At 39.4% G+C, this 17,197-nt stretch carries 8 protein-coding genes; 6 read left to right on the top strand and 2 right to left on the bottom strand.

The genetic code is table 11. The features are described from left to right. Nucleotides 1-12 precede the first annotated feature (12 nt). Together ACOMC3_RS06770 and ACOMC3_RS06775 are read right to left on the bottom strand one after the other, a co-directional pair. Entirely contained in the window at nt 13-3,393 is a 3,381-nt protein-coding gene (locus ACOMC3_RS06770; RefSeq protein WP_420318777.1) for an FG-GAP-like repeat-containing protein, read from the bottom strand. Then, a complete protein-coding gene (locus tag ACOMC3_RS06775) occupies nt 3,393-5,225 on the bottom strand; it encodes a type IX secretion system membrane protein PorP/SprF (protein WP_420318778.1) in 1,833 nt (610 codons plus the stop codon). Before ACOMC3_RS06775 ends, ACOMC3_RS06770 begins: the two co-directional genes overlap by 1 nt. 203 nt (nt 5,226-5,428) lie before the next feature. Here ACOMC3_RS06775 and ACOMC3_RS06780 point away from each other — a divergent pair, with 203 nt between their 5' ends. From ACOMC3_RS06780 to ACOMC3_RS06805, 6 genes are all read left to right on the top strand, one after another. Beyond that, a complete protein-coding gene (locus tag ACOMC3_RS06780) occupies nt 5,429-6,268 on the top strand; it encodes a hypothetical protein (protein ID WP_420318779.1) in 840 nt (279 codons plus the stop codon). A 112-nt stretch (nt 6,269-6,380) separates the two neighbouring features. Next, a complete protein-coding gene (locus tag ACOMC3_RS06785) occupies nt 6,381-9,635 on the top strand; it encodes a HEAT repeat domain-containing protein (protein WP_420318780.1) in 3,255 nt (1,084 codons plus the stop codon). Between the two features lie 71 nt (nt 9,636-9,706). After that, complete coding sequence (locus ACOMC3_RS06790) at nt 9,707-11,221, top strand: DUF4062 domain-containing protein (RefSeq protein WP_420318781.1); 1,515 nt, start codon at nt 9,707-9,709, stop codon at nt 11,219-11,221. After that, nucleotides 11,221-14,523, top strand: coding sequence for a High-affnity carbon uptake protein Hat/HatR (locus tag ACOMC3_RS06795; RefSeq protein WP_420318782.1), 3,303 nt, complete (start codon nt 11,221-11,223; stop codon nt 14,521-14,523). Before ACOMC3_RS06790 ends, ACOMC3_RS06795 begins: the two co-directional genes overlap by 1 nt. A gap of 9 nt (nt 14,524-14,532) precedes the next feature. Next, nucleotides 14,533-15,648: an outer membrane beta-barrel protein gene (locus tag ACOMC3_RS06800; RefSeq protein WP_420318783.1), complete on the top strand. Its 1,116-nt coding sequence runs from the start codon at nt 14,533-14,535 to the stop codon at nt 15,646-15,648. A gap of 3 nt (nt 15,649-15,651) precedes the next feature. Then, nucleotides 15,652-17,121, top strand: a complete 1,470-nt coding sequence (locus tag ACOMC3_RS06805; RefSeq protein WP_420318784.1) for a hypothetical protein — start codon at nt 15,652-15,654, stop codon at nt 17,119-17,121. Nucleotides 17,122-17,197 lie beyond the last annotated feature (76 nt).

Consider the following 17,197-nt stretch of genomic DNA (forward strand, 5'->3'; position numbering starts at 1 on the left):
TGATTAGGTTGGCTAGCGAGCTAACAATATACTACCAGATTTGGTAAATTCAGAAGCATCGCACTTTAAAACGAAATAATATACACCTTCTGGTACAGGTGAGTTGTTGAAATTACCGTCCCAAACGCAATTATCTCCGATTTCGAAATTGTCTTTAACTGTGATATTTCTACCTCTTGAATCGAATACGAATACTTTACAGCCGTTACTGTTACCAAGGTCTCCAATATTCAATATTTCCCAACAATCATTAATATTATCTCCGTTGGGAGAGAAGGTTCTTTTAGGTCTAATATTGTCAAGAACAATTCGTACTTCAGTAGAAACGTTACACCCATCATTATCCGTAGCATTAAGAGTCACTGTGGTAACCGGATTTTGTGGAAAGAAAATTGTATTAGTTCCAGATGGGTCACTGAAGTTTTCTGCTGGTGACCAAGAAATATTGGACGCAGCGTTATCAGCTGTTAAATTAATTGATGTCGCATCTTCTAAAAGAGCAGAATCAAACTCAACGACACTAGTAAAATCTGAAGAGCTTATATCTAAATTTGATTGAAAATTCCTAATTCTAATACTGTCTTTCACCTGGCAGCCAATTGTAGTTGTGATATCAACTACAGCCCAGACGGTATCAACGCCAACAGGAGTTCCAACTTGTAAAGTATCACTTGTGCCACTTCTGATCACACTGTTGTTAGAGGCATCTCTTATGATCCAACTATAGCTTGCAATACTACTTGCCGCAGGGCTGGATAATCCCAACTCAACGATATCTGCCTGACACTTTGCAGTTAAATCAGTTTGATCTAATGTAATTGATGGTGGATCTGAAACAGTAATATTAAGTGAGGTAGAACCTTCACAATTATCACCATTGAATACCTCCGTATTATCATATGTTGTGTTGAGTATAACCTCGTAAGTTCCAGCTGTGGTAAATGTGAAATCTAAATCTGTTGTGTTTGCTGTATGAATGACATTATCAGAAGCATCTTCGACAGTCCATTCATATTCTAGAGTAAATGATCCTTGTCCAGCAGAAGATGAAGTAAATGAAGCAGTTGAATTGGTACAAATTTCTGATGGACCATCAGCTACTGATGTTGGTGCAGAAACTGCCGTAACTGTGTAAGTTGCTGTTTCAGAAATACAACCATCAGAATTGTCAATTACATCCACCCGATAATTACCTGATAGGCTTGCAACATAAGTAGTTCCGGTTTCACCAGCTAATGAAGACCCGTCTCGATACCATTGATAATTGAAATCACTCGAGTAATCAGGTACTTGAAGGGTTACACTGGTATTTGAACAAAAGTTATCAAGGTTGCTGTTTGTTATTTCAAGTATTGGGGGCTCACTTACGCTTATGTTTTGTGTAACAGCCACGCTTGAGCAGGCGCCATCATTTCGAACCATCAATTGATATTCTCCTGCATCATCAGAGCTGGCTGAACTTATTGTGACAGTTGGAGTGACGACAGTGGAGCCATCAGGTAGTGTCCATAGATATGAATCAAATGCACCAGTTGTTAGAGTTACCGTTTCTCCAGCACATATAGATCCACCATTTGAATCATTAACTGTAATTGTGGGCGTTGATGTCACAGACCCTGGCTCATATGTAGCTGTATATACGGTTGTAGGAGGGGAGGCGCATCCTGCTTGGCCAGTTATCTGAAGATTTATAGTTGCGTTTGAAGCTGAAGTAATATTGAATGTTGCTTGATTTCCAGACTGAGAAACAAGTGTACCTGTAGTGCCTCCACCCAAACTCCAAGAATATGTGCCATTTGTTACATTCGTGGCAGTTAGCGTAAAATTCTCATTCGTACAAAATGAGAATGACTCAGGGCTTATATCAGGCTCAATACATGTTTGGTTAATTCTGATTCCCATATCGCCTTGAGCTCCAGTTGTTATATTATGAGAATATGCAATATCAGGTTTCGAGTCACCACTCAAATCTCCAATGGCTATGTTACGTGCATCGATATTTACAGATAACGCTGTTGCAGCATTAAAACTTATAGTGCCATTAGAACTATTTTCTATTAAATAGATTGAACCGTTGGTTCCAGAGCCACCAATGGTAGCAACGGCAATATCAACCAATCCATCACCATTTAAATCGCCAACTTGCAATCCCCATGGGAGATTGCTAGGTATAGTAACAGGACTTGCAGTTGAAAAAGTTATACTGGATCCGGTAGTTGTATTTTCATAAATTTCAATACTTTCATCGCCAACACTTGAAGCTGTTAAATCTGCAGTGGCTGCCAGGTCATTTAATCCATCATTATTAAAATCTGCGATAACAATGTTTCTTCTACGATCTAACGTTGATATACCTTCCTGTAGGTTCATTGAAATGCTTCCTGGAATACTTTCATTTCGTAACACGTAAATTTCCTCGTTGGACTGCAGTGCAGGAATTACTACAATATCGGGTTTACCATCACCATCAAGATCGCCAACATCAATAGCGCCAGTAGTTGTTGCATTTCCAACAGTAATTTCGACTGCAGAACCAAAAGAAAAACTTCCTGGAGAACTTGTATTGGGGAACACATGTAGCGTATTGTCTTTTTCATTCCCAACAATCAAGTCAAGTTTTCCATCTCCATCTATATCAGATGCCTTCACTCTACGAGTAACTCTAATTTCATTATTTTGATCTGTGGGTAATGATAAGCTTAACGTATTGGTGTTTAGTGAAACGGTTCCTGAGCTAACGTTTTGATATATAAAAATTTGATTGCTACTATTGGTATTTGAAGTAAAAATCGCATCGGGTTTTCCGTCACCATCAATATCGGCGCAGGTTGTGCTTATAAAACCTTCCGTATCAGAAATATTAGATATTCCAATATCATTGAAGGCTTCAGCAGTAACCGTACTATTGTTTTGAAAAATGGTTGTTTGAGGATCGTTATCTTGATTGTCTTGAATGTTATGCGTTAAAATAACATCATTCAGACCATCGCCATTCAAATCGCATAAACAGATATCATAAACATCTGAATTAGGAGAAATGCTCTCCAAAAATTCTGCCTTCCATGAGCTAGTGAGTGTACTGGAAAAGCTCACAAAAAATTGTTTGCTAGATTCAGCTACCAAGTTATTAGATGTTCGAACGATAACTGAACCGTGAGTTGCTCCGGCTGGCACGGTTGCTTCAACGAGATTGTCAGAGATTACATTAATACTTGCACCTGATACAGAAACTCCTCCAAAAGAGACCAGATTTACATTTGTCAGATTTGTTCCAGATATCGATATTTTTTCACCAGCTTCTATTGTGGTAGGAGTAATGTTGTTGATAAAAGGTTTTTGCTGAGCGAGTAGAATCAGCGGGCAAACCAATAATATGTTCAATAAATTCCTCATCATTCAGTCACTTGAAGTACCCACGCTTTAGAGAGCTCTGGGATATTCTTAAATTCATCTCGCTTGTTTCTCGTTTGTCTTAAGTTACCTGACTTATAGACTACTACATAATAGTATCCTCTTCCACTGTTGAAGCCAACCAAGGTGTCATGAAATCCCATTTGAAATAATCGATCACTATATCCTTGAGCATTTTCAAATTCATTAAAGGCTCCTCCAATGACATAATTTCCAGCGGGTAATTCCAATAAATGATTTCCTCGTTTAGTTACAACTGGTTCATTCGATTCACTTAACTCCTCATGGGTTCGGAAATCCTGAGTAAGCTCGGGATCTCCTTTAGCCACTTCCTCATGGTGTTCTTCAGTCAATTCAGGGTTCTCGACAATGGTTGATGCCTGAGATTCTGTTATAGCTTTATCCCATTTTATTACATTTTCAACGGTACCATCATCATTGATTTTTTCGTATTTAATGCCAACTTCTTTAGAACCGTCCGGAAGCGTTCGTTCGAGATGACCATCATCTGCAACAACAAGATTCGAAGCTTCAGCAGCAGGAACCCAACTTATGACTACATTTTTCTCGCCATCTTCAGTTGGTTTTTCTAATCTGATGCCTCTTTCCTCTTCTCCGAACTGATTGACTCGTGTGATCTCTTCATGTTCTTCTTGATGATCCCAATCATCTACTTGTTCTGTTGGAATGTCAGCTTCAGGTTCCGGATCATCAAGTACAGTAGGAGTAGCAATGCTTAGCGCATCCTCGTCATTTTGCTGAGTCTCAGAGGCTCTACTTTCTTGCAAAGCAGCCAATTGCTTTTGTCTCTCCAGTTCAGCTTTTCTAGCTCTTTCTTCAGCGGAAAGTCTGTGACTCTTAATGAATGAGGAAACATGCTCCGCATGATCCTTCTTAGTTCCTAAGTGATAACCAATATTTATTTCCAGAGTCGGTCCTAATTGAGAAGAGATGTTAGAGTTACCCAATTCATAAGCAAATCCAACTGCGAACTTCTCTTTAATTTTTGCCCCCGCAAGTCCAATGATGCCCGCATCCTGGCGGTAGGATGTTCCAACCCATACTATGTGGTAAAGGTGAGCAATCATGATAGCTTCAAATTGATGAGGGATCACATTACTATACCTATATATAATATGAGGCTCAAAGGCAAAGTCGTCACTAACATGTCCCCGATAGTTCATTTTAAATAAAACATTATCGGTGGGAGAAAATTTAATATCCGCTACTTCTTTTTGAGTAATGGGATTATAACTAAACAAATTTGGTAAAGCAACACCAACATTAAAGTGTCCGAAGTGGTATGCCACACCAACATCTCCAATAAAAAAACTGGATTGGTCCAAAAAATTATTGAATGCAGGATCTCCTGGCGAATCAAACTCTGTAATATTTACAGAATTAATTCCAGCCCCTAATGACATTCCAAATCTTAGGAAATGTGTTCTATCGATATTTAAAAGGTAGGAGGCAGAGGCCTTTGCAGCTGATGTTGTTAAAAGTCCTTGAGAAATATTAAACGCAGCTCCACCTAAACCTATCCCTCCCTCTAAAGGAACATGAAAGCTCGCATGAGAAATTTGAGGTGCACCCTCAACGTTTGTCCATTGATCCCTGTACATGACAAAAAAAGCAGCGTGTCCTTCAACACCCGCATATGCGGGATTGTACATATAAGGATTCATGAAGAATTGATTGTAAACCTGAGGTTGTTGTGCGCTTATTCTGTAGGAAGAAAAGACAAGAATACCTATTAGGAAAAATTGGAAAATTTTTTTCGCACAGACCATCTTGTAGCTTATTGTTCTTTTCAAGAAGAGGAAATTACTTTGATCCAAACCCTAAATTAGAGAAATTATTGTATTTAACATCACCCGTAACAAATATCAGGGGTTAATCCTAACATTTACATCCGAATAATGCTTAGTTCCATCTATTAATTAAAAGAAAACAAACCATTGCATAATAGGACTCCAATTGATTTCGTATAATTACATGAATAATGTGCATTGACTAAATGAAGTATTTAATCTCACTTGTCCTACTTATTGTAGTATACAGCGTCTCAGGCCAGTATTGGTTTGGGCCTAAAATAGGCATTAGCTACATCGATCATGTGTATCAAGAATCAACTTATAAGACGGATTCTTTTAATGTAGATAGTGATATAAACTGGCAGGCTGGTTTCGCATTTAGCTATTCTGCAACAGATATGTATTCCGTTTATGGGGAGTTGATCTATGAAAAAATAGAAAAAACCCTCAGAGATAAACCCACAGATGGTGATTTAGCTTTTTCAGAGATGACTAACCATTTTATATCAGCTCCTATTATGTTAAGGGTAACTCTTGGAAGAGTTCCATTTCATTACTTTGTCAATGGAGGTCCTCGATTAAGTTATTGGGTAGGAGGTAAAGGTGTTCACGATTTAGCAGCATTCGACGAATTCCCACCGGTTGCTGATGAAGATGGCAATCCTTTGCCGGTTGAATATAAGATCACATTTAATTCAGATAAGTCTTCTCCAGATGATTTTAGTACAGCTTTCGTTAAAAAACCTAACCGCCTCCAATTTGGTCTGACGTTAGGTGGAGGTATGTATTTTGATTTAGCGACCGGAGGAAGACTTATGGTTGATTTCAGATATACATGGGTTCATAGTAGCATGGCTACCAATAGTGGGGAGGATACAAATTTAATTAGGGGATCAAGTGGGGATTTAGATTTCTATCGTGAAAATATGGAGTATTACCACAATATTGGCACTGTCGGAATTGCTTATTTATTTGGATATAACAGCGATTTAAAGCGAAAAGGTAAGAGTACTAGCAGAGAAAGTAATAAAAAGAAGAAATAATATAACTTATCCAAGTTTAAGGAGGGTTAAAAGTGCTCTTTCATTGAATTTTTCCTACAATTACAGGTAAATATCTAACTTACACATAGGCCTGTAAAATTTTCATCTAGTTGTGGTAAAAGCATTCTTAAGATTCCTCGGAGGAGAACAAGGAGAAGAGAAGCAAATGTTGCTTCTGCTCGGAAAGGGCTTTTTCATGGGTATTCTCCTGGCTACTTACCAGATTGGTGCTGAGACTCTGTTTCTGAGTGTTTTAGGGGATGAGTGGTTAGATAATGCATTTTTTGCTGCAGGAGCTGCTGGTATAGTAGCTACCGCTTTATTTGTTTATCTCCAGCGTAAAATCAATTTCTCCACATTAGTAATTTCTGCAACTTTTATTATTCTCTTATTTATCGGCGGAATTCGTGCTGCCTTTGAATTCATCGGTTATGATGAAACAATCTCCGGTCAATTTCAACTGTTGCCATTTATTCTTTTCGTGATGATCGGCCCAGTGACCTCCATCACTCTTTTAGGATTTTGGGGAGTTTTTGGGCGTGTATTTGATCTACGGGCCAGTAAAAGAATTATTGGAGGAATTGATACCGGACAACTCATGGCGACCATGATTGCTTTCTTTAGTATTCCAGTATTGACAACATATATTATTAATGCAACCTATGACTTATTGTTTGTATCTGGAATTGCTGCTTTTGGAGTATTTGTATTTACGTTGCTGTTAGCCATCAACTACAATTTGAACAAAGCGACGAAAGTATTGGCTGGTGAACAGGTTGAGAAGGTGAACTTTTTAAGCTTGATGAAAGATCGATACTTGAGGTTGCTCTCGATATTTCTAATTTTCTCTATGGGATCGGCTGTATTCATGGATTACACCTTCCTCAGTGCAACAGAAACAATGTACCCGGATGAAAAGGATCTTGCCAATTTCTTGTCCTTTTTCTCAGGAACAGTAATCGTAGTATCATTTTTAATTCAAAGTTTTATCAATGATATCATCATTGGAAAATTTGGCTTAAAAGTGGCATTACTGACCATGCCGTTGATCCTGATCCTTTTTACCGTAGGAGCAATTATCGTTGGGCACATTTTCGGCTATGAAGTAAAGAGTGCAGAATACATCATGTTCTTCGTTTTGATATCAGTTGGTAAACTTTTTACTGCGGCACTTAAAGATGCACTAGAGAGTCCGGCATTCAAGCTATTCTTCCTTCCACTGGATATTAAAATCAGATTTGACATTCAAACAAGAATTGAGGGGGTGGTTAATGAAATTGCAACATTCCTGGCTGGAGCTGCACAAATGGCCTTGGGCCTTCTAGTATTTTTCAAACTTATTCACTATTCATATTTCATTCTAGCGCTTGCTGCAGGAGTGATATATATGGCAGGAAAACTATTCGAAGAATACAAGAAGACGCTGAAAAAGACTCTTGAAAAACAAAAGGCCGGACTTCAAGGTGAGGGTAAGCGCAATAAAAACAATACTTTATTCATCCTGAAAGAAGAAGCAGCTTCAAAAGATGTGGAAAGAGTATTAAATGCTTTGAAGTTATTGGAAAAGCTGGAGCCAATTGAATTTGAGTTTGTATTGCTTGATCTTCTTAATCACAGATCACCCGTTCTACGAAGCTTTGCATATCAAAAATTAGGAGATAGGCTTTGTTGGGAGGCGGTTGAGATCATTGAAAAGGATTTGAATACGGAGGGGAATGAAGATGTACTTACGGTGGCCAAAGAATCTTTCAGAAAACTAAAAGAGGCTTCTGAGTTTAAATTAACGGACGTTTCAATTAAGGAACTGGTTCGTTCCACTGAGTGGAGAGATCGTGAAAGAGGTGCGCGCTTGTTAGCTAATGCATCAGAAGACAGACACATTGCTTTTATTGTAGAGCTACTTAGAGACATTAATCCCAATGTACGGTCAGCGGCGATGATTTCTGCAGGTAAAGTGAAACGGCCTGAGCTATGGCCGATATTAGTTGAGAACCTTCATTTGTCAACCTACGGAAATGTGGCAATGTCAGCATTGAAAGCCGCTGGTGAAGCCGCCTTTCATACAGTTGATACAGCCTTTTATAAAACAGGCCAGTATCATGGAACCATGATACGGATTATTCAGGTCTTGGGACGTATAGGTGGCAGAGGAGCTACAGAACTTCTTTGGAAGAAGATTGACTACCCGGATAGAAAAATTGTTTCACAGCTTCTTTTAAGTTTAAGCTACATCGGTTTTGTGGCTCGTGATTTTCAAGCCGCCCGAATCAAAATAGCGGTTGAAGGCGAAATTGGCGATATCGCCTGGAATATAAAATCTGCTTTGGAGATTCCAGAAGAGGGTGCATTGGATCATCTGATTAAAGAGGCAATGCTGGAAGAGGATGTCAAAAACTATGACAATATATTCATGCTACTGGGGATGATTTATGATCCTCAAAGTGTATTGCTTGTCAAAGAAAACATTCAAAATGGAACGACCGAGAGTATCACATTTGCGGTTGAAATGATGGACATCTTCGTGGAAGAAGAACTTAAGCCTAAGCTAATTCCTGTTATGGACGAGCTTAAAATTTCGGAACGTTTAGCTAAACTACAAAGTAACTATCCACCAGAAGATTTTGATTCGTATGAGGACTTACTGCTTCAAATAATTAACAGAGATTATAATAGAATTAATAGATACACGAAATCTTTGGCAATGTATCGTTTTGGAGAACTAAGTAGTCATGTCACAGCAGATCTCATCGCTAACCTCTTCAATCCTGATCCATTCTTACTACAAACTGCAGCGTTTGTCATGTATAAAATCAGCGAGGAAAGCTATCACGAGCATACAAAGAGACTCAGACCAGTTACTAAGAAGGAATTAGATAAAGCCATATTGCCACCGGTCTTTAGGCACGAAGACGAAGAGTATCATCAAAAACTGATGCTTATAGAACGTGTAATTGAATTGAAAAAAATTGAAATGTTTAAACCAATTCCTGGAGAGCTAATCACCTATATGGCTGAATCAATGGAAGAGGTAAGAATAAAATTAGGATCAACCATTATAAGAGAAGGCGATAGTGGAATGGAACCTATGTATATCGTTTTAGATGGGTCTGTTGATATTTACGAGGGAGATCACAAGGTAGCAGAACGTGAAAAAGGTGGGGTGTTTGGAGAGAAAAACCTTACAGAGACAGATACTTACGGTTTCACCGCTTTAGCAAGAAATGAATGTACCTTACTGCTTATGCGCAAGGAGGAGTTATTGAATCTTATGTCGAAACACATTGAGATTTTAGATTGCTGGATTGATATAATGAATGGCGTAGTTAACCAAGAAGAGCCAGAAATTGTGGATGCACTGTTTGGATGAGATTTCGATGAAGCACTTTGCATAGTATAAAAAATTAAGTTATTTCACATATAAACCCCTAATCGCGTACAATGAGCACTAATCGCACCATAGCACTAATCTACTCTGAAAAAGACGATGCGATGATCGAGGGTGGCGTCAAAGGCTGGGTTACAAACTTTCATAAGTTTTTGTCCACTTTGATGTATCAGATCACCAGGGAAAATCCTGAAATAGAGCTTATAACGGAATCCAATTTTTCTCCTGTAGAATTAGATGAATACAGCGTTATACTTGTTGTGGCAACATCCAATCTTGCGAAGGAAAAAGTGATCATGCAGGCACTTAATTCTCATGGTAAAAAATTAAAAGAGCAGAAGAAACTCACAGCTGATGGTGTGGCTAGGGTTTTCAAAGTACTTAAACGTCCATATGATCCGGATGATGCATTACCAGAGTTTGAAGATTTATTGACCTACGATTTTTATCTGGTTGATCCGTTAACAGGTGATCCTCAGGAGTTTACAAGGTTTTTTGGATCTGATGCGGAACGTAGTTATTGGATGAAGCTGGTGGACATGGCCTATGATATCAATCATGTCCTACATGCCAAAGAAGTAGGAAGCGAAGGTGATGAATATGAAGCTGCACCACGTGAAAAAACCGTCTATCTTGCAAGTACCGGTGTGGATATGGTAATACAGCGGGATATCATAAAGCGGGAGCTCATGAGACACGGTTATAAAATACTTCCGGATCACAGTCTTCCAAAAGAGGCCAAAGCTTTAGAACGTATGGTTAGGGATGACCTTGACAGATGCAGACTTTCTATTCATTTGGTTGGGGAGGATTATGGATATAAACCAAGAGGTTCAGAGCTTTCTGTGGTTGACATTCAAAATAGAACAGCCTCAGACCATACCTATCAAATGGTTGATAAGAATAAGGAAGCGAAAGAAGATGAGAAAAAGCCATTCAGCAGACTTATCTGGGTATCTCCTGATCTAAAAAACGTCACTGAACGACAAAAAATATTCATAGAAGACCTTAAAAGTGATGCTGCTGCATTAGAAGAAGCAGAAGTACTTCAAATCCCGCTTCAAGAGCTGAAAACCATCATTAGAGAGGAATTGGTTACCGGAGGTCGATTTAATGTGAGACGTGATCTTAAAGGGTTAGATCAGGAAAAACCTGGAGAGAAAACTAAGATGATCTACCTCATCGCGGATAAACGAGACATCAGTGATATCGATGACATACAATCCTACCTTAAGGATCAAGGTTTCAATGTAGTGTCGCCAAGCTACGAGGGAGATTTAGTGGACTTAAGGTACATTCATCAGGAAAATTTAAGAAGATGCGATGCATCAATCATATACTTTGGTCAGTCTTCTGAAGATTGGATCAAGACGAAATTACAGGACTTATTAAAAGCTCCTGGATTTGGCCGTGAAAAGCCTTTAACAGCTAAAGCGGTTTACTTTAGAGGGCAGAAGGATGTGGATATGGAGCACTATAAGAAAAACAACGCCATGGTTTTGGGGAATAATGGAGGGACATTTAGTCCGGATCACCTCAAGCCTTTTCTAACTAAAATAGAAAGCTGATGAGCGATAAAGAAATTGATGTTCAGGGCCATGAAGAGGTTCAAGACATTGTTGACATTACCCAATTAATCAATCCCTTTCCCGGTTTAAGACCATTTGGGATTGAGGAAAGTCACCTCTTCTTTGGAAGAGAAGGACAAAGTGATGAGGTACTTGTCAAACTATCAGAAAATAAATTTGTAGCCATACTTGGTGCATCAGGAAGTGGTAAATCCTCTTTGATGTATTGCGGCCTAATTCCGACTCTCTATGGAGGGTTTATGACTGAGGCTGGTTCCAACTGGCGGATTGTAGTAACAAGGCCCGGTGGAGGTCCAATTGATAATTTGGCTGAATCTCTTCTAATTAAAGACAAAGAGTATTCCAACCTTGGCGATGAGGATAAGCTGATAAGAAAAACCATTATTAGTACAGTACTTCGAAGTAGTTCGCTTGGACTTGTTGAAGTTGTCCGTCAGCTTAAAACAGATGATTTTCAGAATGTTCTCATCCTTGTTGACCAATTTGAAGAACTTTTCCGATATAGAAAATTAGAGTCAGCCACCTCTGATTTAGATGAGTCTTCTGCATTTGTAAATCTTTTACTAGAAGCGATACATCAGTATGATGAGCCTGTGTATATCGCATTAACCATGCGCTCGGATTTTATAGGAGAGTGTGCACAATTCCCAGATCTGACACAAATGATCAACGACTCTCACTACCTGATTCCGCAGATGACACGGGATCAAAAGCGTACGGCGATTGAAGGTCCGGTGGCAGTGGGAGGTGGTAAAATTGCACCACGTTTAACTCAGCAGCTATTAAATGATGTAGGAGACAACCCTGATCAATTACCGATTCTTCAGCACGCCCTGATGCGTACCTGGTCATACTGGACAGACAACCGAAAGATCGGCGAACCAATCGATTTAAGGCATTATAATTCCATCGGTACTCTTCGCGAGGCATTGTCTATGCATGCCAATGAAGCATATGACTCATTAAGCAAGCGTGAAAAAGAGATTTGTGAGGTGATGTTTAAAGCCCTCACAGAGCGTGGCTCTGAAAATCAGGGCATTAGACGGCCTACTAAGCTGGCTACAATCGCAGCTATTGCGGGGGTGAATGAAGAAGAGGCCGCAAGAGTGGTTGAGCGATTCAGAGAACCAGGCAGATCCTTATTGATGCCTCCTTTCGGAGTTAGATTAGAATCTGAGACGGTAGTGGACATTTCCCATGAAAGTTTGATGCGTATCTGGGTACGATTGAAGCGATGGTTGGATGAAGAATCCAAGGCCGCTGAAATGTACCTGAAGCTTTCTGAAGCGGCAGAACGCTATCAGGAAGGTAAAGCCGGTCTGTGGCAGATGCCAGATTTGCAACTTGCCTTGAACTGGAGAGAAGAAAACCGACCGACATTGGTTTGGGGTCAGCGTTACAATCCGGCCTTTGAGCGGACCATGGTATTTCTGGAGACTTCAGAGAAAGCCTACCTGACCGAGCAGCGAAACAAAGAGATCCTCCAGAAACGACAAGTTAAAAGGATGCGTACTACGGCGGTGGTATTGGCCATAGCTGTTTTGGTATCCTTAAGTTTCTTGATTTTCTCATTTATTAAAGCGGATGAGGCTGAGAAACAAAAGAACTTTGCGGAAGAGCAACAAAGAGAAGCTGAGAAATTAAGAGACGAGGCGGTATTATTACAAAACCAAGCACAGGAATCCGCAGCAGAAGCAATAAAGGAAAAAGCGAATGCTGATAGAGAGGCTGAAAATGCACGAAAAGCATCTCTTGAAGCGCAGAGACAGGCCGATATTGCTACTCAAAGACAAAGAGAGGCTGAAGATGCCAAACTAGAAGCAGATGAAGCAAAGGAAGAAGCACAGGATCAAGCAAGAATAGCTCAAGAGCAAGAACAAGCAGCAAAAAAAGCACAAGCACAAGCCTTAGAAGAACAAAAAAGGGCTGAACGCTTACGTTACCAGGCTATCGCCCAATCCATGGCGATCAAAGCGAAAACGATTGTGCCGGATGATCGTCCTCTGGCTGAATTGAAAGGCCTTGTGGCACTCCAAGCTTATTTTTTCCATCAACAATATAAAGACCAAGGAAAAAATTACAACGGTGATATTTATGCCGGCGTGTATAATGCCCTTCAGGGTTTATACGAAGTAGAATATGGGGATCCGATAACTGGTGATTCAGTATTTAATCAGTATCACAAACCGATTGATGTGGATGCGCAGAATACGGTTATCTCAGTAAAATCTGTGGTTTACTCAAATGATGGTGACTATTTCTATACGGCTAATGGTGATGGTGAAGTGATCAAATGGAACGTTGAAACACGTGATTGGGAGCAAATATTCCAAAATGAGGATGTAGCGAGAGTGGTTAACATTAGTCCAAATGAGCAATACCTGGCCTTGGGAACGGATCAAAACAACATCATGCTTTTTGATGTGAAGAACATGGATACTCAACCTACTCGAATAGACGGCCACTTAGGTGGTACCGTTTATGATTTGATTTTCTTGCCTGATAATTCAGGTTTCATTTCAGTAGGCGCAGACAACCGTATTTTGAGAAGTGATTTTAGAAGTAGTAGCGAACTCGTAAAATCGAATGTCCGAATAAACAAAATTACATTGTCTCCGGATGCCAAAATGCTTGTTGGAGCAGGGAATGATGGGAATGTATATATCTGGGATCTTACTAATATGGGTGCAGGTGCTACCACTTTGGTAAATAAATCAACAACGACAGATTCAACCGGTGTTTCATCAAGCTCAAGCAAGGTAAGTCCAATAAAGTCAGTTAAATTCAGTAATGATGGTAAGTTGTTGGCTTTTGGTACGGATGATGGTCGTATCAAAGTTTGGGATATGGAAGAGGAGAAACAAATTCCTCCAACACTGACAGGTTTCAGAGCTCCGATCACCGATATCGAATTCAGTCCCGATGACAGACTGCTGTTAGCTACTTCCAGAAACAAACAGGTAAGAATGTGGGATTTGGAAAATCCATTTGATCTTCCAATCATTCTGCAGGATTATAAAGGTTCCGGAGGTACAAGTGGAGATAGCCAGGGATGGGTAAATGACGCTGACTTTAGTCCTGATGGTCAGTATTTCGTGACTGCTGCGAATGATGGAAACATAAGAATCTATCCGACAAATGTTGGAGTCTTGGCCAAAGAGATATGTTCTCATATTACCCTTGGCAACATGTCTGACAATGAATGGAGACAATATGTGGGAGAAGGCATTGTTCCTGTTGAAACCTGTGCAGGCCAGCCACAACGACCAAATGAACTCTAATCTGCCTATATGAAGAAACACCTAATCATTTTTTGTTTATTGACTTGCACCTTCTGGGCGTATTCTCAATCTTCTTCACAATGTGCACGAGCCTTATCACAGGCAGAGCTGGCGTTTGAACAAGGCAGACTTTCTGATATCATCAATATCTATACAGATGATAATAGTGGATTTACAAGATGTCTGGATGGGGATGTATTCTCGATTGATGAAAAGATTAGAGCATACAAGCTTCTAACAAAAGCCTACCTTTTTCAGGACAATGAAGAGCAGGCTGAAGACATGTTTGTGAAGCTCCTGAAGGTTGATAAAGAACACCAACTAGCTGCAGAAGATCCAGCTGAGCTTTATTTATTAAAAGATAAGTTTAAAACTGAGCCGATATTAAGAGTGGCCGCAAGAGGTGGAGTAAATAAAAGTTTACCTACAGTTATACAGAGTTTCAATACATTTCAGAGTAGTCAAAAGCGCTACAATGAAAATGGGAATAATACAGGAGTAGGAATTGGGTTCTGGATAGAAGTACTTGCTGAGCGTCATATATCAAAGGGAATTGAAGTGGCTGGAGGATTACAGTATCGTATAGCTACCTATGAAATAGAAGGAGATTTAATAGAGGGAAGCCTTAATTATGTGGCCAAAAATACCAGCAATATGCTGAGAACACCTCTTTTGGTTAGGTATAGCTTAAACTACGATAAAAAAGATAATGATGGGAATCGCGTCGGATTCTTACCTTATGTTTTCTTAGGTGGATCATATGATCTATTACTTAGTGCCAAATATGTGGACGCTCAGAGAACAGGAGGTACAGCTTATACATTGCCTCCGGGAAGTGATGATCTCAAAGGATCAGATCAGGTGGCTACTTCTAATTTATCTATTATAGCAGGTGTAGGTTTTAGGTCAAGAATAGGAAGAGCTAAAGTGGATTTCTTCTCATTAGAATTGAGGTACGATAATGCACTTTTAAATTACATCAATCCGGATAATCGATGGGTTAATAAAGATTTGAATTTTGGCATTGGTCATGTGGAAGATGATCTCACCTTAAATGTTCTTTCTTTCTCTGTAGGATATACTCGTTCATTATACATTCCAAGAAAGCGTAAGCAGTATCGTTAAATCATGAAGTATAAATATTACTTATATATAGCCATTGGCTTTCTTCTATCTGCCTGTCAAATTGAAGATGAAAATGCACCGTCTCCGGATGAGGCATTCATCAAATATTTTGGTGAGCTGACAAGCTATGAAGCAAAAGACATTGAAATTGTTTATGACGTTATCGGAGTGAATCCGATTGGTTTGGTTGTTTTTGGTACGCAAGTATCTGAAAATGGTGATACTGACTTTTTCGTGTTGAGAACTGATCTTGATGGCAATCTGATAGATTCTGTTTCACTGGGGGTGTCTGATACACTTGCTATCTTCGATGAAGAAGGAGAGTTTGTTCCAGGAGGAGATACATTGGCTGATGACTGGACAGGTGATGGTGTAGCTGATCGGTTTAGGGCGGAAGAAACAGCTGGACAGATTCATGTAATCAATGATTTTAGAAATGGGCGGCCTGGTTTTGCAATCATAGGTACTTCTTCCATTACGATAAATGCCCTAGGTATTTCAGATTGGAAACAGTTCAGTTTCGGGTTTTTGGATGCAGACCTGAATCCAGTGACATTTGATGGAGATTCATTAATAGCTTTTGCTGATGCAACAGAAGATGAATTTTTAGATTTTTTAGGGAATGATATCATTCAACTCAATGATGGTAGTTTTCTATTGGTAGGGGCTCGAGAGATTGATCGGGGAGGAGGGGATAGTGATTTCGATAACTATTTTCTTAAGGTAAATCCTGTGCTAGAAAGAATTGTTTTTGAAGAAACTCAGGGAATTGCTGGTGATGATGAAGAAGACATTGCAATGAGAGCTTTTGAGAAGTCAAATGGAAATCTTGTGATGATTGGTCATTCAAATACACCAAGCTTAAGAGGTGAAAATTTTGGATCGAATGGTACCAATGTTTTCTATCTTGAGACGGATGAAAATGGAACTCCCTTTAATTCAGCAGCATATGGAATTGATGACAGTCGTGATCCTACAGATGCAACGGTATATAATGAGACTGTAAGTGATGTTATAAAATCTTCTTCTGGTTTTAGTATTGTTGGAACTTCAAGCACTTCCGGAAATGAAGAATTTGCTTTTATTATGAATCTTAGCAACAATGGGGTTTATCTGAATGGAAGCAACCATCATTTTTCAGCCTACAATGATGAATCTAATACTCTGGAAACGCTTGGGAAAGGAATCACCCAATCAATTGATAATAAGCTGATTATGCTTGGTCAATACTTGTCATTTAACTCCGGTAATTTATCCAGAGGTGGTGAAGGAATGTTTGTGAAGTTCAGTCAAGGAAGTGCTCCGGTTGCTGGAGCAGAATCATTTTTTGGCTTAGCTGACGGTAATGATACCGTTGTGGATGCAGTAACCTTACCAGATGGTAAAATTGTGGCTGTTGCCAATGTAGATTTTGGGGGTGGAGTAAAACTCATTTCCATCATTAAGTTGAATGATGACGGATCATTGGATTAATCTTAGAATAGTTCAATTTTAACACATTTTTATCTTATCTACCCAAATAGAGCCTATATCGAAAAAAGAAGTGGGT

The sequence above is a fragment of the Ekhidna sp. genome, from assembly GCF_965212185.1.
Lineage (GTDB): Bacteria > Bacteroidota > Bacteroidia > Cytophagales > Cyclobacteriaceae > Ekhidna.

Coding starts and splice junctions, on each gene's coding strand:
- ACOMC3_RS06770 (WP_420318777.1), bottom strand. CDS start 3,393: ATGAGGAATTTATTGAACATATTATTGGTTTGCCCGCTGATTCTACTC.
- ACOMC3_RS06800 (WP_420318783.1), top strand. CDS start 14,533: ATGAAGAAACACCTAATCATTTTTTGTTTATTGACTTGCACCTTCTGG.
- ACOMC3_RS06805 (WP_420318784.1), top strand. CDS start 15,652: ATGAAGTATAAATATTACTTATATATAGCCATTGGCTTTCTTCTATCT.
- ACOMC3_RS06795 (WP_420318782.1), top strand. CDS start 11,221: ATGAGCGATAAAGAAATTGATGTTCAGGGCCATGAAGAGGTTCAAGAC.
- ACOMC3_RS06780 (WP_420318779.1), top strand. CDS start 5,429: ATGAAGTATTTAATCTCACTTGTCCTACTTATTGTAGTATACAGCGTC.
- ACOMC3_RS06790 (WP_420318781.1), top strand. CDS start 9,707: ATGAGCACTAATCGCACCATAGCACTAATCTACTCTGAAAAAGACGAT.